We start from the raw sequence: 17,352 nt of genomic DNA, 5'->3' as shown, positions 1-17,352 counted from the left end.
CCCTGCCGGGGCCGACCCTCGGCGGCTCCGGCAGGTGGTTTCGGGCCGGGGTCAGCTGCTGACCACCCGGGTGGAGTTGGCGGGCAGGTCGAGCCGGTCCGTGACCGGCTTGCCGGTGATCAGTTCGACGCCCGCCGTCGGCAGCGGGAGCCGCACCGCGACGGAGCCGTGGTTGATCGCGAACAGGTAGCGCCCCTGCTCGCCGATCCGCTCCACCAGCTCGACGTCACGCGGGAGTTCCCGCGCGGCCAGGCCCGCGTCGGCGCAGGCCCGGGCCAGCACGGTGTCCAGGTCGGCGCCGTTCAACCGGCTGGAGACGTACCAGGCGGTGCCGTCCCCGAGCAGGTGCCGGGTGACGGCGGGGTGCCCGGCGGCGGGGCCGTCGGCGTACGTCCAGACCGGTTCGGCCCCGCGCGGGACGACGAACTCGGACCACACGTCCCCGGTCAACGGACCGTCAGGCCCGTCCAGTCGGACCTGCTCCCCGGCCCGCAGCGGCGCGAACTCCTCGACCGTGAGGCCGAGTACGTCGCGCAGCGCGCCGGGGTGCGGGCCCGGCTGGACGGCGTCGTGCTCGTCCACGATGCCGGAGAAGTAGGAGACCGCCAGGGTGCCGCCGCCGGCCACGTACTCCCGGAGGTTGCGCGAGGCGGCCTCGGTCATCAGGTACAGCGCCGGGACCAGCACCAGCGGGTAGCCGGCGAGGTCGGCCTCGGGGTGTGCGAAGTCGACCGTCAGGTGCCGGTCGTAGGCGGCGGCGTACCAGGCGTCGGCCCGCTCGCGGGCGTCCAGGTCCTCGCTCGGCCGCCACTCCAGCTTCTGTGCCCACCAGGACTGCCAGTCCCAGAGGATCGCCGCGTCGGCCCGGACCCGACTGCCCCGGACGGCGCCGAGCGCGCCGAGGTCGGCGCCGAGTGCGACCACCTCGCGCCAGATCCGGCTGTCCGTCCCGGCGTGCGGCAGCATCGCGGAGTGGAACTTCTCGGCGCCCTGGCGGGAGGCCCGCCACTGGAAGAACATCGCGCCGTCCGAGCCCCGGGCGACGTGCGCCAGGCTGTTGCGGGCCAGCTCGCCGGGCTGCTTGGCCAGGTTGCGGGGCTGCCAGTTGACCGCGCCGGTGGAGTGCTCCAGTAGCAGCCAGGGGCGGCCGCCGGCCACCGAGCGGGTGAGGTCCGCCGACATCGCGAGGTTGACGTGGTTGCGCGGCGCCTCGGCGACCAGGTAGTGGTCGTTCGAGACGATGTCCACCTCGCGGCCCCAGGCCCAGTAGTCCAGCGACTCGCACTGGGACAGCGCGGTCATGAAGTTGGTGGTGACCGGGACGCCCGGCGACCGGCGATGCAGTACGTCCCGCTCGCGCTTGAAGTTGGCCAGGATGGCGTCGTTGGTGAACCGGGCCCAGTCCAGCTGCTGCGCCGGGTTGCCCGCCGTGGGGGTGGTCCGGGGCGGCCGGATGTCGTCCCAGCGGTTGTACCGCTGGCCCCAGAAGGTGGTGCCCCAGGCCGAGTTGAGCTCGTCCAGGCTCGGGTAGCGGTCGGCCAGCCAGCGCCGGAAGTGCGCAGCGGAGGTCTCGCAGTAGCAGGCGCTGACCGGGACGCCGTACTCGTTGTGCACGTGCCAGAGCGCGACCGCCGGGTGGGCGCCGTAGCGCAGGCCGAGCTGCTCGGTGATGCTCGCGGCGGCCTGCTGGTAGGCGGGCGAGCTGTGGCAGATCGCGCCGCGCCCGCCGAACTCGTACCGCACCCCGTCCTTGCTGACCGGCAGCGCCTCGGGGTGCTCGCGGTAGAACCAGGCGGGCGGCACCACGGTGGGGGTGCCGAGGTCCACCCGGATGCCGTTCCCGTGCAGCAGGTCGAGCAGCCGGTCCAGCCAGCCGAAGTCGTAGCTGCCGCGCTCGGTCTCCAGCAGGGCCCAGGAGAAGATCCCGACGCTGACCATGGTGACCCCGGCCGCGCGCATCAGCTCGACGTCCTGCTGCCAGACCCCCTCGGGCCACTGCTCCGGGTTGTAGTCCCCGCCGAAGGCGAGCGCGTCCAACCCGACGGGCCAGGTCAGCGGGTGTTCCATGTCAGACTCCAGGGGAATTCTGTGAACGTGCACAGCCGTCGGGCTGCGTGTCTCACCTAGATAACCGTAAGACTCCAAGCATTGACAAGTGTCCGACTGGTTTCCGTACTGTGAACGTGCACAGCCGATGACCGCGGCCCCACCCGCTCCGGCTGCCCCCGCCACTCCCCTCGCAGCAGTGATCCCCGGAGGATCCCCATGAACCGTCGCGCCCTCGCCCCGGCCGCCGCCGCCCTGGTCGGCACGCTGGTGCTCGCCGCCTGTTCCAGCTCGGCCGACACCGGGTCCAAGGCCGCCGCCGGCCCGGTGAACCTGACCTTCTGGTCCTGGACCCCGAACATGGACAAGGTGGTGGAGCTCTGGAACCAGGCCCACCCCGACATCCGGGTGAGCGTGCAGAAGCAGGCCAGCGGCGACGACCTGGTCACCAAGACGATCACCGCCGCCAAGGCCGGCAACGCCCCCGACCTGGTGCAGGCCGAGTTCCAGGCGCTGCCCACGCTGGTCTCCAACGACGTGCTGGCCGACATCTCCCGGCAGGCGGGCGCGGCGAAGGGCCAGTTCGCCGCCGGGGTCTGGCAGCAGGTCTCGCTCGGCACCGACGCGGTGTACGCGATCCCGCAGGACACCGCCCCGCTCGCGCTCTACTACCGCACCGACCTGTTCCAGCAGTACGGCCTCAAGGTCCCCGCCACCTGGGCCGAATTCGCCGACACGGCGCGCCAGTTGAAGCAGAAGGAGCCGGGCCGGGCGCTCACCACCTTCTCCGCCAACGACTCCGGCCTGTTCGCCGGGCTGGCCCAGCAGGCCGGCGCCAAGTGGTGGACCGCCGCCGGTGAGACCTGGAAGGTCGGCATCGACGACGCCGCCACCAGGAAGGTGGCCGACTTCTGGGGCGGCCTGGTCAAGGAGGGCGCCATCGACAACCAGCCGATGTACACCCCGGCCTGGAGCAAGGCGCTGAACGACGGTTCGCAGCTCGCCTGGGTCAGCGCGGTCTGGGCACCCGGCGTCCTCACCGGCTCGGCGCCCGACACCAAGGGCAAGTGGGCGATGGCCCCGCTGCCGCAGTGGACCGCGGGCGAGTCGGTCACCGGCAGCTGGGGCGGCTCCAGCACCGGCGTCACCACCGGTGCGGCCAAGGCCGGACACGCCGACGCCGCCGCGCAGTTCGCCACCTGGCTGAACACCGACCCGGCCGCCGTCGCCGCGCTGGTCAAGGAGGCGGGCGTCTACCCGGCCGCCACCTCCGCCCAGACCGGCGCCGCCCTGGCCACTGCGCCGGAGTTCTTCGCCAACCAGGCCGACTTCTACCCGAAGGCCGCCGAGATCGCCAAGGGCACCGCGGCCGCCGCCTGGGGACCGAACGTCAACGTCGCCTACTCCACCTTCAAGGACGCCTTCGGCAAGGCCGCCCAGGAGAAGGGCGACTTCGCCGCCGCGCTGACCGCGATGCAGCAGGCCACCGTCGCGGACCTGAAGAAGAACGGCTTCAAGACCGAAGGCTGACCGGCCCGTTGACCAGGCCCGGGGCTGATCCGCTGTCAGCTCCGGGCGCCCTCCCCGACCCAAGGACCGCCATGGCGCCCCCTCAGCCCAGGCCGACCAGGCGACTCGCCCCGTACGCCTTCCTCGCCCCCGCCACCCTGCTGTTCGCCCTGTTCTTCGCCCTGCCGATCGGTTACGCGGTCTACCTGAGCTTCCGCGCGGTCCGGGTCAAGGGCCTCGGCCTCGGCTCCGGCGCCCGCACCGAGGTCTGGGCCGGGCTCGCCAACTACACCTCGGCCCTGAGCGACCCCGAACTGCTCGGCGGCGCCGGCCGGACCCTGCTCTACGGGATCCTGCTGGTGCCCACGATGCTCGGCGCCGCGCTGCTCCTCGCGCTGCTGCTGGACACCCCGGCGATCCGGTTCGGCGCGTTCTCCCGGCTGGCGATCTTCCTGCCGTACGCGGTGCCCGGCATCGTGGCCTCGCTGCTCTGGGGCTTCCTCTACCTGCCGACCGTCAGCCCCGGCTACTTCCTGCTGGACCAGGCCGGGATGGCGGGGCCCGACCTGCTCTCCGGCCACGGCCTCTACGTCGCGCTGGCCAACATCGCGGTCTGGGGCGGCACCGGCTTCAACATGATCGTCATCTACACCTCGCTGCGCTCGATCCCGGTCGAGCTGTACGAGGCGGCCCGGCTGGACGGCTGCTCGGAGCCGGCGATCGCCCTGAAGATCAAGATCCCGATGGTGCTGCCCGCGCTGGTGCTGACCTTCTTCTTCTCGATGATCGCCACCCTGCAGGTGTTCAGCGAGCCGATGACGCTCAAGCCGATGACCAACGCGCTCAGTTCCACCTGGAGCCCGCTGATGAAGGTCTACCGGGACGCCTTCGTGCAGGGCGACATCCACTCCGCCGCCGCCACCTCGGTGGTCGTCGCGGTCGCCACCCTGCTCCTCTCCTTCGGCTTCCTCAAGCTGGTCAACAAGCGCACCGACGGGGGCAGCTGATGCGTACCAAGTCGACCCGGTGGGTCCCCACCCTGATCCTGCTGCTCGGCGCGGTCTACTGCCTGGTGCCGATCCTCTGGGTGCTGACGGCCTCGACCAAGAGCGGCCAGGAGCTGTTCACCACCTTCACCTTCGCCCCGGGCTCCGGCTTCCTGGACAACCTGGCCGAGCTGTCCGCCTACCGGGACGGCGTCTACTGGCGCTGGATGCTCAACTCCGCGCTGTACGCGGGTCTGGGTGCGCTGCTCTCCGCCGCGCTCTCCGGGGTGACCGGTTACGCACTGGCCAAGTACCGCTTCCGGGGCCGGAACGCGCTGTTCTCCACCCTGCTCGCCGGGGTGCTGATGCCGCCGATCACGCTGGCCATCCCGCAGTACCTGCTGATGGCCGAGGCCGGGCTGGCCGACAGCTACTGGTCGGTGCTGCTGCCCAGCATCCTCAGCCCGTACGGCATCTACCTGGCCAGGATCTACGCGGCCGGCGCGATCCCGGACGAGGTGGTGGAGGCCGCCCGGGTGGACGGCGCCCGGGAGTTCCGACTGTTCCGCAGCGTGGCGCTGCCGATGATGCTGCCCGGTCTGGTGACCGTCTTCCTGTTCCAGTTCGTGGCGATCTGGAACAACTTCCTGCTGCCGTACATCATGCTCGGCGACGACTCGAAGTTCCCGGTCACCGTGGGCCTGTACTCGCTGCTCCAGCAGGGTGCCAACGCCCCCGCGCTGTACACCCTGGTGATCACCGGGGCGCTGCTCTCGATCGTCCCGCTGATCGCGCTCTTCCTGGGACTCCAGCGCTACTGGCGCATGGATCTGCTCTCCGGCGCCGTAAAGTCCTGACTGTCCGCCAGCACCATCTCCCGAGGGATCACATGACGGAGCCAGCGCCCCGCTCCCGGCCCACCGGCCGTACCCGGCGCCCGCCGACCATCCACGACGTGGCCGCCGAGGCGGGCGTCTCGCGCGGCACCGTCTCCCGCGTCCTCCAGGGCGGGCACAACGTCAGCCCGGCCGCCCTGGAGGCGGTGAACGCGGCGATCAGGAAGCTCGGCTACGTGGTCAACCGGGCCGCCCGGAGCCTGGTCACCCAGCGCTCGGGCTCGGTCGCCTTCCTGCTCACCGAGCCGCAGGAGCGCTTCTTCGAGGACCCCAACTTCGTCTCACTGCTGCGGGGTTGCACCGCGGCGCTGGCCGAGCACGACATCCCGCTGATCCTGATGACGGCGGGCAACGAGGCCGAGCGCCGCCGGGTCACCCGCTACCTGGCGGCCGGGCACGCGGACGGCGTGCTGCTGGTCTCCTCGCACGCGGGCAACCCGATCCTGGCCGAGCTCCGGCAGGCCGAACTCCCGGTGGTCTCCTGCGGCAAGCCGCTCGGCCACCGCGGCCGGCTCGCCTACGTCGCGGCCGACGACCGGGAGGGCGCCAAGGAGATGGTCCGGCACCTGCTGGACTCCGGCCGCCGCCGGGTGGCCACCGTGACCGGCCCGCAGGACACCCCCGGCGGGGTCGAGCGGCTGGCCGGCTACCGCGAGGTGCTGGCCGAGTACGGGCTCCCGTACGACGAGCGCCTGGTCGCCGAGGGGGACTACAGCCGCGCGGGCGGCGAGGCCGCCACCGACCTGCTGCTGGGCCGCTCCCCCGACCTGGACGCCCTGTTCGTCGCCTCCGACCTGATGGCCGACGGCGCCCTCACCGCGCTGGCCCGGGCCGGGCGGGCCGTCCCCGGCCAGGTGGCGGTCGGCGGCTTCGACGACTCCTCGGTGGCACCCACCACCCGCCCGCCGTTGACCACGATCAGGCAGCCCTGGGACCGGATCAGCGAGGAGATGGTCCGCCTGCTGCTCGCCCAGATCGCCGGCGACGACCCCTCCACGGTGATCCTCCCGACCGAACTGGTGATCCGCGACTCCGCCTGAGCGGCGATTTCCGGACAGCGCCCGGTGTTGCGCGGCGGTAACACCTGGGCGCGGCGGGGCCGTCAGCAGGGCGGACCCGGGGGCCGGGAGCGGTGGGGCGGGATTTTTTACGGCCGGATCAAGTCTGACGCGTGCACGTCGAGACTGCGTAGCCTCCTTGCACGGCGGCCCCTCACCGCCGGACCCCCACGGCTTCACCAGGAGAGCAGATGCGTCGTCCTGTCCGTTCCCTCGCCCACGCCTCCAGCCGGCTGCTCGGTGTGGCGGCCCTCGCCGGAATGCTGACCGCGGGTCAGTTCGCGATGCCCACCGTGATCGGCGCGGCCGCCGCTCCGGGCTCCACCTGCGTCGACAGCCCCGCCCGCGAGAACGCCTCGGCCCGTCAGGCCAAGGGCGGCCACGCCGCCGAGCCGAACGCGCTGACCGACGCCCAGGCCAAGGCGATGGACGCCGAACTGAGCGGCAAGGTCGCCCAGTTGAGGAAGTCGGCGCAGGGTCAGCAGCTGCTCTCGGGCAGCGCACTGGCGGCCACCACCATCCCGGTCTACGTCCACGTGATCCACAGCGGCACCACCGGCAAGCTCAGCGCGGCCACGGTCAGCAGCCAGCTGGCGGTCCTGAACGCGGCCTACGGCGGGCAGGGGTCGGGCAACACCGCCACCCCGTTCAAGTTCCAGCTGATCTCCACCGACTACACCGACAACTCCAGCTGGTACAACGGCGTCGCGCCGGGCTCGGCCGCCGAGAAGAGCATCAAGACCACGCTGCGCAAGGGCGGCGCCAACGCGCTCAACCTGTACACCGCCAAGCTCGGCCAGGACCTGCTGGGTTGGGCCACCTTCCCGAGCTCCTACGCGTCGAACCCCAAGGACGACGGCGTGATGATCCTGGACAGCTCGTTCCCCGGCGGCTCGGCCACCAACTACAACGAGGGTGACACCGCCACCCACGAGGTCGGCCACTGGCTCGGGCTCTACCACACCTTCCAGGGCGGCTGCAACGGCAACGGCGACTACGTCAGCGACACCCCCGCCGAGGGCAGCGCCGCCTTCCAGTGCCCGACCGGCCGCGACTCCTGCGCCGGCAAGCCGGGCCTGGACCCGATCAAGAACTTCATGGACTACACCTACGACTCCTGCATGACCCAGTTCACCCCGGGCCAGGTCACCCGGATGGCCAACTCCTGGGCCTCGTACCGCGCCTGATCCGGTCGACGGCCGACGGGCGCTCCTCCTTCCGGAGGGGCGCCCGTCGGCCGTTGTTCGTTTCGCGGCCCTCTGGGGGACACCTTCGGCGGCCAGAGTTGTATGTACAACTTCTGCTCCTGGAGGACGTTCCGATGGCTCTCTCGCCGTACTGGCTGCGCGACAACTGCCCCTGCACCGACTGCCGCGATCCGCGCACCGGGCAGAAGCTGTTCCAGATCACCGACCTGCCCGCCGATCTGACGATCGCCGCCTCGGCCGAGGCGGACGGGGTGCTGGCGGTCGAGTGGTCGGACGGACACGCCTCCCGCTACCCGCTCGACTTCCTGGCCGAGCAGGAGCAGCCGGGCGACGACGGGCGGACCGAGCAGGGCAAGCCGCTCTGGGCCGCCGCGGACTTCGCCACCGGGCTGCCGGAGGCCGACTGGTCCACCTACCTGGCCGAACCGGCCGAGCGGGCGGCGGTGTTGGGCTCGGTCCGGCAGTTCGGCTTCGCGCTGCTGCGCGGCGTGCCGACGGTCGAGCGGCAGGTGCTGGCGGTGGCCCGGACCTTCGGGTACGTCCGGGAGACCAACTACGGCGACCTGTTCGACGTCCGGGTCGAGGCCGACGCCAACAACCTGGCCTTCACCAACGTGGCGATCGCGCCGCACACCGACAACCCCTACCGCGACCCGGTGCCGACGCTGCAGCTGCTGCACTGCCTGCGCAACGAGGCCGAGGGCGGCGACTCCGGCCTGGTGGACGGCTTCCGGGCGGCCGCCCTGCTGCGGGCCGAGCACCCGGCGGACTTCGCGGTGCTCACCGGTACGCCGGTGCCGTTCGTGTTCCGCGACCGGGGCACCGAGCTGCGGGCCGACCGGCCGCTGATCGAGGTCGACGCGCTGGGGCGGATCCGCGAGGTGCGGTTCAACAACCGTTCGATCGGCACCCTGCGGGGCGGTGACGTCGAGGCGTTCTACCGGGCGTACCGGCGGTTCGCCGGGATCACCCTGCGGCCGGAGCTCCAGCTGGACTTCCGGCTCGGCCCCGGCGACTGCCTGATCTTCGACAACACCCGCCTGCTGCACGCCCGGACCGCCTTCGAACGGGACGGCGCCCGGCACCTCCAGGGCTGCTACGCCGACCTGGACTCGCTCGCCTCCACGCTCGCGGTGCTGGACCGGCGGGCCGCCGCGATCGACACCGTCGCCGGGCTGTTCGAGGGCGAGGGCGCCGGGGAGTACCTCGGCGAGGCGGTCACGATGGCCGAGCACATGCTCCAGTGCGGGGCGCTGGCCGAGGCCGCGGGTGCCCCCGACCACCTGGTGGCCGCCGCCCTGCTGCACGACATCGGCCACTTCGGCGGCTCCGGCCCGGAGTTGATGGCGGGTCGGGACAACCGGCACAGCCACACCGGCGCGGAGTGGCTCGCCCGGTGGTTCGGGCCCGAGGTGACCGGACCGATCCGGCTGCACGTGGCCGCGAAGCGGTACCTGTGCGCGGTCGAGCCGGCCTACCTGGCGCTGCTCTCCGAGGCCTCGGTCTTCACCCTCCAGGTGCAGGGCGGTCCGATGACGCCGGAGGAGGCGGCGGAGTTCGCCGCACTGGCGGGGGCGGCCGACGCAGTGGCCGTCCGGCGCTGGGACGACCAGGCGAAGGACGCCGACGCGGCCACCCCGGGCTTCGACCACTTCCGGCCGCTGCTGGCCCGACTGCTGGGAGCTGCGCTCTAGGCAGGCGATCGAGCATCTACGGTTCGGGGCTCGGGGCTGCGCTCTCGGCAGTGCGTCCAGTTGCACTACCCAGGGGCTCGGGGAGCTGCGAGGAGATCTGGCGTGCGGGTCACTGCGAAAGTGCCTGACCCCTTACGCACGGATCACCTTTTCCGAGGCCGGCGTCGCAGTTCCCCGAGCCCCTGGTGGTGCACCTCGTGCCAGAAGATCGGCGTCGCCCACGCGGCGGAGCCGCACAACAGCAGAGCCCCGAGCCCCTGACTCCGTAGCGGGCTGAGCAGCTGCCACATGGCGCGGTGACGGTCAGTCGCTTTCGCGGGCGTGGCGGGAGAGGGCGGAGGAGGCGAGGGAGTTGTGGATGCTGAAGGCGACGGTGCCGGGGAGGTAGCGGTCCTGGGACCACTCGACGGGGGTGCCGGTGGGGTCGGTGGTGCGGCGCTTCTCGCGGAGCAGGGGGCTGCCCCGGCGGCAGGTGAGGAGGCGGGCGTCGTCGGCGTTGGCGGCGACCACGTCGATGGTGTGGTCGGCGTCGGTGAAGAGGATGCCGTGTTCGCGCAGGGGCTCGGTGTGGGAGACCACGTCCGGGGGGAGCTGGGCGACCAACTCGCCGACCAGCGGCGGGTAAACCGTCCGTTCCACCATCACGGGGGTGCCGGAGAGGGTGCGCAGACGGAGCGTCACGTACACGTCCGTGCCGGGCTCCAGGCGGAGCTGCTCGCGTTCGGCGGCGTCGGCGGGCCGGCGGACCAGGGACTCCAGCCGGCCACCGGGCTCCTCGCCCATCGAGCGGGCCCAGTGGGTGAAGGAGAGCAGCTCGGAGAAGCTCTGCACCCGGGCGGTGCCGAGCACCACCCGGCGGGTGCCGCGACGGGAGGTGACCAGCCCGTCGGCGCGCAGCACGGCGAGGGCCTGCCGGACGGTGCCCCGGGAGACGCCGTACTGCTCGGCCAGGGCACCCTCGGCGGGCAGCCGTCCGGCGTCGCCGTAGGAGCCGGAGGTGATGGCTTCGCGCAGGTCGGCGGCCACCTTGCGGTAGAGCGAGCCGGCGGCGCGGTCCTGGTCGAGTGCCACGTGCGTCAAAGTCCTTCCCAGCGCGACGTCCTGTCCACCCAGATGGTGCACGGACGCCACCGACTGTAGCCGCTGCCGATCACCGTGCAGGGGTCGGCCGCCACCGTTCCCGCAGCCGCCCCCTGTACTGGGGGATCCGTTCACCTTCCCGTCACCGGGCTCCGGCGTACTTACCTCCGGCAGCCAAGTTGGCTGGCCAACTTGGCACAGCGTCAGCTGGCCCTCCCCTCGCGAACTCCCCTTCCTCAGGAGATCCACCCGTGATCACGCACCGTTCCCGTGCCGCCGCCCTCGCGGCCGTGCTGACCGCCGCCGCGCTCTCCCTGTCGGCCTGCGGCTCGGCGGGCTCGACCGCCAAGTCCGGCGACACCGCCTCGAAGGCGGGCACCAAGGAGGCCAAGGACGCCGCCTCCGCGGCCGACCTCGGCGGCATGGACGCCCTGATCGCCGCCGCCAAGAAGGAGGGCAAGCTGCACGTCATCACGCTGCCCCGGGACTGGGCGAACTACGGCAAGATCATCGATGGCTTCAAGGCGAAGTACGGCATCGAGGTCGAGGAGGAGAACCCGGACGGCTCCAGCCAGGACGAGATCAACGCGATCACCTCCCGCAAGGGCCAGGACCGCGCCCCCGACGTGGTGGACCTCGGCAGCGCCTTCGCCATCCAGGCGGTCAAGGACGGCCTGCTGGCCCCGTACAAGGTCGCGAGCTTCGACAAGGTCGCCGAGACCATGAAGGACCCGAGCGGCGCCCGGGTCAACGACTACGGCGGCTACATCTCGATCGGCTGCGACGCCAAGAAGATCCCGACCTGCCCGAAGACCTTCGCGGACCTGCTCAAGCCCGAGTACAAGGGCAAGGTCGCGCTGAACGGCAACCCGACCAAGTCCGGCTCGGCCTTCGGTGGCGTCTACGCGGCCGCGCTGGCCAACGGCGGTTCGCTGGACAACATCCAGCCCGGCATCGACTTCTTCGGCAAGCTGAAGGCGAACGGCAACTTCAACCCGGTCGAGTCCACCCCGGCCACCATCGAGAAGGGTGAGACCCCGATCTCGATCGACTGGTCCTACCTGAACGCCGGCTACACCGACCAGTTCAAGCCCAAGGGCATCGACTGGCAGGTCTCGATCCCGGTCGACGGCAGCTACGCGCAGTACTACAACCAGGGCGTCAACAAGTTCGCCCCGCACCCGGCCGCCGCGCGGCTGTGGCAGGAGTACCTGTTCAGCGTCGAGGGCCAGAACCTCTTCCTGGGCGGCTACGCCAACCCGGCGCTGTTCGACGCCATGAAGAAGGACAACACGCTGGACGCGGCCGCTGCGGCCAAGCTGCCGGTGATCGAGAAGCCGTTCACGGTCTTCCCGACCCCCGAGCAGATCACGGCCGTGAAGAAGGTCGTGACCGAGAACTGGACCAAGGCGATCGCGGGCTGATCACCGAAATGACCACGGCTCCCACCCCGGTGCCGACCCCCGCCGCCACTGACCAGGTCAGTGGCGGCGCGCGGGTCCCCACCGCAACTCCCGTCCCCCACAAGCGTGTCCGGTCGCTGAGCCGCCTCGGCGGCTCCTGGCTGGCCACCGTCCCGCTGCTGCTGTTCTTCCTGGTCGGCTTCGGCCTGCCGGCCGTCGCGATCGTGATCGGCGCGTTCACCGCGTCGAGCGACGCCGAGACCGGTGCCGGGCAGTTCACCACGGCCAACCTGACCGACTCGGTCCAGGGCGCCTACCAGACCGCCCTGTGGAGCAGCGTCAAGCTCTCCGCGCTGACCGCGCTGCTCGCCACCCTGATCGGTCTGCCGATCGCCCAGGCGATCGTCACCTCCCGGTTCCGCGCGCTGCGCGAGGCGGTGCTCACCGCCTCCGGCGTGCTGGCCAACTTCGGTGGCCTGCCGCTCGCCTTCGCCTTCGTCGCCACCCTCGGCAACGCCGGTGAGATCACCAAGATGTTCAACCTGACCGACCACGGCTGGTCGCTCTACTCGTTCACCGGCCTGACCGTGGTGTACCTGTACTTCCTGGTGCCGCTGATGGTGCTCACCGTCACCCCGGCGCTGGACGGGCTGCGGGTGCAGTGGCGCGAGGCCGCGCAGAACAACCGGGCGACCGGCTTCCAGTACTGGCGGCACGTCGCGCTGCCGATCCTGTTCCCCTCGCTGCTCGGCGGTTTCGTGCTGCTGTTCGGCAGCGCGTTCGCCGCGTACGCCACGGCGGCCGCGATGGTCGGCGCCACCGTGCCGCTGATCAGCCGTTCGATCGCGGACGCGCTCTCCGGCAACGTGCTGGTCGGACAGGGCAACCTGGCGCTCGCGCTCAGCCTGGACATGATCCTGGTCGCCGTCCTGGTGATGGCCGTCTACCTCCCCCTCCAGCGCCGGAGCGCCCGATGGCTCAGCTGACCCGAAAGAATCCGTTGGGCCGACTGCGCGTCTGGCGCGGCCTCGTCCTGCTGCTGGCCGGGGTGTACTTCCTGGTGCCGATGGGGGCCTCGGTCTGGTTCTCGATCGACAGCCACCAGGGCATCGACTTCGCCGCCTACACCGGCCTGCTCAGCGCCCCCGGCTTCACCGACAGCCTGCTGCTCACCCTGGAGCTGGCCGCCGTCACGGTCGTGGTGCTGCTGCTCCTGCTGGTGCCGGCGCTGATCGCGGTCCGGCTGGGTTCGCCCCGGCTGCGGGTGCTGCTCGAAGTGGTCTGCACCCTTCCGCTGGTGGTCCCCCCGGTGGCGCTGACCGCCGGACTGATCGGCGTCCTGCGCTGGGGTCCCGACTACCTGATGGACACCCCGTTCTTCCAGACCATGGTGTTCATCCAGGACCCGAAGTTCCCGCTGGTGCTGGTGATCGCGTACGTGCTGATGTCGCTGCCGCTGGCCTACCGGGCGCTGGACGCCGGGCTGCGCGCGGTGGACGTCCGCACCCTGGTCGAGGCCGCCCGCAACTGCGGGGCCGGCTGGCCGCGCGCGGTGCTCACGGTGGTGCTGCCGAACCTGCGCGGCGCCCTGTTGAACGCCTCCTTCCTGACCCTGGCGCTGGTGCTCGGCGAGTTCACCGCCTCCTCGATCCTCGGCTACCAGCCGTTCGCGGTCTGGATCTACAACGTCGGCAACAGCCAGGGCCAGATGTCCGTCGCGGTCTCCGTGCTGAGCCTGCTGATCACCTGGGTACTGCTCCTCCTGCTGTCCACGGCCGGCCGTGAGCGGCGCCGCCGCGCCACCACCCACTGACCCTCTGCGGAGACAACCCCCATGAGTACCACCACTGTTGACAAGAAGACGGCCGTCGGCGCCACCGTCGAGTTCAAGGCGCTGCGCCGGTCCTTCGGTGCCACCACCGCGCTGGACGGCCTGGACCTGACCATCAACCCGGGCGAGCTGGTGGCGCTGCTCGGCCCGTCCGGCTGCGGCAAGACCACCGCGCTGCGCATCCTGGCCGGCTTCGAGTCGCACGACTCGGGCCAGGTGCTGGTGGACGGCGAGGACATCACCGGGGTGCCCGCCCACCGCCGGGACGCCGGCATGGTGTTCCAGTCCTACAGCCTCTTCCCGCACCTGAGCGCCGCCGACAACGTGGCCTTCGGCCTGCGGATGCGCGGCACCGGCAAGGCCGAACGACGCAACCGGGCGCAGGAGTTGCTGGAGCTGGTCGGCCTGCCGCAGCACGCCGACCGCTACCCGCACCAGCTCTCCGGCGGTCAGCAGCAGCGGATCGCGCTGGCCCGCGCGCTGGCCCTGCAGCCGCGCGTGCTGCTGCTGGACGAGCCGCTCTCCGCACTGGACGCCAAGGTCCGGCTGAACCTGCGGGACGAGATCCGGCGCCTCCAGCAGGAGTTGGGCATCACCACGCTGTTCGTCACGCACGACCAGGAGGAGGCGCTGTCGATGGCCGACCGGGTCGCGGTGCTGCGGGCCGGGCGGCTGGAGCAGTGCGCCACCCCGTCCGAGCTGTACGCCCGCCCGGCCACCGCGTTCGTCGCGGAGTTCGTCGGCACCATGAGCCGGATCCCGTGCGTCCGCTCCGGCGACTCCGTGGTGCTGTTCGGCCGCCCCTTCGCGGTGGACGGCACCCTGCCGTACGACGGCGAACTCGACGTGCTGGTCCGGCCGGAGAACGTCGGCCTGACCCCGTCGGCGACCGGCCCGGCCCTGGTGGTCTCCGCCTCGTTCCTGGGCAGCGTCACCCGGCTCACCGTACGGTTGGCCGACGGCACCGAGGTGAAGGCCGACCTGCCGACCGAGGCGGCCGCCGTGCTGCCGATCGGCAGCAACGCCGAACTCACCCTGCCCGACCGCCCGGTGCTGGTCGACCGCCGCACCGCCTGATCCACCACCGAAGGTACCGCCATGCCTGAAGCCGCGACATCCGCTGCCCGCAAGCCCGCCGCCGTCCTGTTCGACATGGACGGCACCCTGGTCGACACCGAGCAACTCTGGTGGGACGCCGCCGTCGAGTGCGCGGCCGAGCTCGACCTCACGCTCACCGACGCCGACCTGCCCGAGGTGCTCGGGCAGGCGGTCGAACACACCGCCGCACACCTGCACCGGGCCAGCCGCACCACGCTCAGCGAGCTCGAGCTCGCGGTGCGGCTGAACGACTCGTTCACCGACAAGGTGGCCGCCGAGGTGGTGCCCCGCCCCGGCGCGCTGGCCCTGCTGGCCGAACTGCGGGACGCCGCCGTGCCGACCGCGCTGGTCTCCGCCTCGCCCCGGCGGGTGGTCGACCTGGTGCTCGGCACCCTCGGCCGGGACTGGTTCGCCGTCACGCTGGCCGCCGAGGACACCCCGCGCACCAAGCCCGAGCCCGACCCGTACCTGGCCGCCGCAGCCCGGCTCGGCCTGGACCCGGCGCTCTGCGTCGCGGTCGAGGACACCCCGACCGGGGTCGCCTCGGCGTACGCGGCGGGCTGCGCGGTGCTGGCCGTGCCGTCCTCCGCCGTGCCGATCGCCGCCGCCGAGCGGATCACCCTGCTGGACAGCCTGGAGCAGGTGGACCTGGCCCTGCTGGCCGGGCTCACCGGACCGCGCTGATGCCGTACCTGCTGCTGGCGCTGGCCATCCTGAGCGAGGTCTGCGCCACCAGCTGCCTCAAACTCACCGAGGGCTTCAGCCGGTTGTGGCCGAGCATCGGGGTGGGCCTGGGCTACACGCTCTCCTTCGTGCTGCTCGGCCGGGCGCTGAAGCACATCCCGGTCTCGGTCGCCTACGCCGTCTGGTCCGGCGCGGGCACCGCCGCCGTCGCGGCGATCGGCGTGGTGGCCTTCGGCGAGCAGCTCGGCAAGGCGCAGTGGATCGGCATCGCCCTGGTGATCGTGGGGGTAATAGTCCTCAATCTCCGGAGCAGCCACTGAGTTAGCGGTTCTCCCGTCGCTCCGTCATGTCCTGTTCACGCGAAGTCCGCCGGGGCTAGAGTGAATTGGGTCAGTTGTACAGCCAACTCGACCCAGCCGCACCAGCGTTGGTGCGGCGGACAGGAGCTCCGTGGCGACCGGCAGCACGCTCGCGCTCAGCACGCCGACCAACCCCGCCGAGGGCGACAAGCTCACCTTCCACTGGACCACCGACGCGCCCGACGCCAAGAACTGGGTCGGCGTCTACGACGGCACCCGGCTGCCCGGGACCGGCTCCTCGCTGCTCTGGAAGTACACCCCGGGCGCCTCGGGTGACGTGCAGCTGGACACCTCGGCGCTGACCGGCGGCCCGTACACCGCCTATCTGCTGGCCAAGGACGGCTACGGCATCCTGGCCCAGACCGCGCCGTTCAGCTTCCGGCCCAAGCCCGCGCCGGTCCGCCCGCACCTCGCGGTGGACGCGCTGACCGCCACCCCGGTCGCCCCGGGGGCGGCGGTCGGCGTGAAGCTCGGCGGCCTCTGGGTCCGGGCGGCGGGCGCGGTCACCTTCCGCCGCACCGGCGGTGTCTCCTGGCTGTCCGTCAGCTCGGCCGGCCAGGTCACCGGCACCGCCCCGGCGACCGCGCTCGCGGACCCCGCCGTGCTCACGGTGGAGGCCAAGGACACGGCGGGCAACACCGACACCCTCACCCTGCTGGTACCGGTGCAGGCGGCCGGCGCGCCGCTCCGCCTGAAGGTCGCGGCCTGGAACCTGGCCAACGCGGGCGCCGCCTTCACCGACCCGGTGGAGAAGCAGCTCCGGGTGATCCTCACCCAGGGCCTGGACGTGCTCGCGCTCCAGGAGACGGCGGGCACCGCCGCGCAGACCCTGGCCACCGCGCTCGGCTGGTACGCCCAGCAGACGGCCGGCAGCGTGGGCATCCTCAGCCGCTACCCGCTGGCCGCCGCGACCACCCCGGCGCTGCCCGCCGTCGGCGTCACCGTCCAGCTGCCGGGCGGCCGTTCGGCCCGGCTCTGGGGCGCGCACCTGGACGAGACCGGCTACGGCCCGTACGCGATCCAGGACGGCCAGACCGCCACCCAGGTGGCAGCCGCCGAGGCCGCGTCCACCCGGGGGCAGCAGGCCACCGCGCTGGCCACCGCCGTCAAGGCCGACATCGCCACCGGCGTCCCGGTGCTGCTGGCCGCCGGGCTGGCCTCGCCCTCGCACCTGGACTGGACGGCCGCCACCGGACGCCCGCTCAACTGGCCGGTCACGGTGGCCCTGCAGAACGCCGGGCTGACCGACGCCTACCGCGCCGCGCACCCCGACCCGGTGGCCTTCCCGGGCGCGACCTGGTCGCCGACCCGCAAGCAGCGCGGCAGCAAGCCGGAACCGCAGGACCGGATCGACCAGGTCCAGTACGCGGGCCCGCTCACCCTGGTCGAGGCGCACACCCTGGCCACCGGCCGCCCGCAGCCCGACCCGGCCGTCACCGGCAACGAATGGCCCTCCGACACCGCCGCCGCCGTCGCGACCTTCACCCTCTGAAAGGCTGT

The 17,352-nt window shown here is 72.0% G+C and carries 15 protein-coding genes; 13 read left to right on the top strand and 2 right to left on the bottom strand.

Annotation, left to right across the window (positions count from 1 at the left end; genetic code table 11):
- Positions 1 to 51: 51 nt before the first annotated feature.
- Positions 52 to 2,067: a beta-galactosidase gene (locus OHV05_RS25400; RefSeq protein WP_405019695.1), complete on the bottom strand. Its 2,016-nt coding sequence runs from the start codon at positions 2,065 to 2,067 to the stop codon at positions 52 to 54.
- 198 nt (positions 2,068 to 2,265) lie between these two features.
- On the opposite strand from OHV05_RS25400, the gene OHV05_RS25395 reads away from it, so the two are divergent.
- The 6 genes from OHV05_RS25395 (at position 2,266) to OHV05_RS25370 (ending at position 9,397) form a co-directional block, all read left to right on the top strand.
- The gene (locus OHV05_RS25395; protein WP_405019694.1) at positions 2,266 to 3,576 is read left to right on the top strand and encodes an ABC transporter substrate-binding protein; all 1,311 of its coding nucleotides are present in this window, start codon (positions 2,266 to 2,268) and stop codon (positions 3,574 to 3,576) included.
- A gap of 71 nt (positions 3,577 to 3,647) precedes the next feature.
- Complete coding sequence (locus OHV05_RS25390) at positions 3,648 to 4,562, top strand: carbohydrate ABC transporter permease (RefSeq protein WP_405019693.1); 915 nt, start codon at positions 3,648 to 3,650, stop codon at positions 4,560 to 4,562.
- Complete coding sequence (locus tag OHV05_RS25385) at positions 4,562 to 5,398, top strand: carbohydrate ABC transporter permease (RefSeq protein ID WP_405019692.1); 837 nt, start codon at positions 4,562 to 4,564, stop codon at positions 5,396 to 5,398. Before OHV05_RS25390 ends, OHV05_RS25385 begins: the two co-directional genes overlap by 1 nt.
- 32 nt (positions 5,399 to 5,430) lie before the next feature.
- Positions 5,431 to 6,477 (top strand): LacI family DNA-binding transcriptional regulator, encoded by a 1,047-nt coding sequence (locus OHV05_RS25380; RefSeq protein WP_405019691.1) that lies wholly within the window; start codon positions 5,431 to 5,433, stop codon positions 6,475 to 6,477.
- Positions 6,478 to 6,686: 209 nt separating this feature from the next.
- A complete protein-coding gene (locus OHV05_RS25375) occupies positions 6,687 to 7,682 on the top strand; it encodes a zinc metalloprotease (RefSeq protein WP_405019690.1) in 996 nt (331 codons plus the stop codon).
- A 134-nt stretch (positions 7,683 to 7,816) separates the two neighbouring features.
- Positions 7,817 to 9,397 (top strand): TauD/TfdA family dioxygenase, encoded by a 1,581-nt coding sequence (locus OHV05_RS25370; RefSeq protein WP_405019689.1) that lies wholly within the window; start codon positions 7,817 to 7,819, stop codon positions 9,395 to 9,397.
- Positions 9,398 to 9,700: 303 nt separating this feature from the next.
- On the opposite strand, the gene OHV05_RS25365 is transcribed toward OHV05_RS25370, so the two are convergent.
- Positions 9,701 to 10,468: a GntR family transcriptional regulator gene (locus tag OHV05_RS25365; protein ID WP_403036226.1), complete on the bottom strand. Its 768-nt coding sequence runs from the start codon at positions 10,466 to 10,468 to the stop codon at positions 9,701 to 9,703.
- 260 nt (positions 10,469 to 10,728) lie between these two features.
- Between OHV05_RS25365 and OHV05_RS25360 the strand changes: the two genes are divergently transcribed.
- The 7 genes from OHV05_RS25360 to OHV05_RS25330 all read left to right on the top strand — a co-directional run bounded on the left by OHV05_RS25360 (position 10,729) and on the right by OHV05_RS25330 (position 17,344).
- Positions 10,729 to 11,901 (top strand): ABC transporter substrate-binding protein, encoded by a 1,173-nt coding sequence (locus OHV05_RS25360; RefSeq protein WP_405019688.1) that lies wholly within the window; start codon positions 10,729 to 10,731, stop codon positions 11,899 to 11,901.
- Between the two features lie 8 nt (positions 11,902 to 11,909).
- Positions 11,910 to 12,866, top strand: coding sequence for an ABC transporter permease (locus OHV05_RS25355; protein WP_405019687.1), 957 nt, complete (start codon positions 11,910 to 11,912; stop codon positions 12,864 to 12,866).
- Positions 12,854 to 13,693 (top strand): ABC transporter permease subunit, encoded by an 840-nt coding sequence (locus tag OHV05_RS25350; protein ID WP_403036218.1) that lies wholly within the window; start codon positions 12,854 to 12,856, stop codon positions 13,691 to 13,693. Before OHV05_RS25355 ends, OHV05_RS25350 begins: the two co-directional genes overlap by 13 nt.
- Before the next feature lie 21 nt (positions 13,694 to 13,714).
- Complete coding sequence (locus OHV05_RS25345) at positions 13,715 to 14,788, top strand: ABC transporter ATP-binding protein (RefSeq protein WP_405019686.1); 1,074 nt, start codon at positions 13,715 to 13,717, stop codon at positions 14,786 to 14,788.
- Between the two features lie 21 nt (positions 14,789 to 14,809).
- Positions 14,810 to 15,493, top strand: a complete 684-nt coding sequence (locus tag OHV05_RS25340) for an HAD family hydrolase (protein ID WP_405019685.1) — start codon at positions 14,810 to 14,812, stop codon at positions 15,491 to 15,493.
- Positions 15,493 to 15,813, top strand: a complete 321-nt coding sequence (locus OHV05_RS25335; RefSeq protein ID WP_403036210.1) for a DMT family transporter — start codon at positions 15,493 to 15,495, stop codon at positions 15,811 to 15,813. The genes OHV05_RS25340 and OHV05_RS25335 overlap by 1 nt, the downstream gene beginning before the upstream one ends.
- A 130-nt stretch (positions 15,814 to 15,943) precedes the next feature.
- The gene (locus tag OHV05_RS25330) at positions 15,944 to 17,344 is read left to right on the top strand and encodes a hypothetical protein (RefSeq protein WP_405019684.1); all 1,401 of its coding nucleotides are present in this window, start codon (positions 15,944 to 15,946) and stop codon (positions 17,342 to 17,344) included.
- Positions 17,345 to 17,352: the final 8 nt, after the last annotated feature.

Origin of the sequence: Kitasatospora sp. NBC_00070 (assembly GCF_045041205.1) — a bacterium.
Lineage (GTDB): Bacteria > Actinomycetota > Actinomycetes > Streptomycetales > Streptomycetaceae > Kitasatospora.
Note: the sequence above shows the minus strand (reverse complement) of the source record. Positions and strands in the feature narration are given on the sequence as shown.

Bases quoted from the DNA above. Each gene is read 5' to 3' on its own strand.
- OHV05_RS25400 (WP_405019695.1), bottom strand. From the start codon at position 2,067: ATGGAACACCCGCTGACCTGGCCCGTCGGGTTGGACGCGCTCGCCTTC.
- OHV05_RS25395 (WP_405019694.1), top strand. From the start codon at position 2,266: ATGAACCGTCGCGCCCTCGCCCCGGCCGCCGCCGCCCTGGTCGGCACG.
- OHV05_RS25390 (WP_405019693.1), top strand. From the start codon at position 3,648: ATGGCGCCCCCTCAGCCCAGGCCGACCAGGCGACTCGCCCCGTACGCC.
- OHV05_RS25385 (WP_405019692.1), top strand. From the start codon at position 4,562: ATGCGTACCAAGTCGACCCGGTGGGTCCCCACCCTGATCCTGCTGCTC.
- OHV05_RS25380 (WP_405019691.1), top strand. From the start codon at position 5,431: ATGACGGAGCCAGCGCCCCGCTCCCGGCCCACCGGCCGTACCCGGCGC.
- OHV05_RS25375 (WP_405019690.1), top strand. From the start codon at position 6,687: ATGCGTCGTCCTGTCCGTTCCCTCGCCCACGCCTCCAGCCGGCTGCTC.
- OHV05_RS25370 (WP_405019689.1), top strand. From the start codon at position 7,817: ATGGCTCTCTCGCCGTACTGGCTGCGCGACAACTGCCCCTGCACCGAC.
- OHV05_RS25355 (WP_405019687.1), top strand. From the start codon at position 11,910: ATGACCACGGCTCCCACCCCGGTGCCGACCCCCGCCGCCACTGACCAG.
- OHV05_RS25350 (WP_403036218.1), top strand. From the start codon at position 12,854: ATGGCTCAGCTGACCCGAAAGAATCCGTTGGGCCGACTGCGCGTCTGG.
- OHV05_RS25345 (WP_405019686.1), top strand. From the start codon at position 13,715: ATGAGTACCACCACTGTTGACAAGAAGACGGCCGTCGGCGCCACCGTC.
- OHV05_RS25340 (WP_405019685.1), top strand. From the start codon at position 14,810: ATGCCTGAAGCCGCGACATCCGCTGCCCGCAAGCCCGCCGCCGTCCTG.
- OHV05_RS25335 (WP_403036210.1), top strand. From the start codon at position 15,493: ATGCCGTACCTGCTGCTGGCGCTGGCCATCCTGAGCGAGGTCTGCGCC.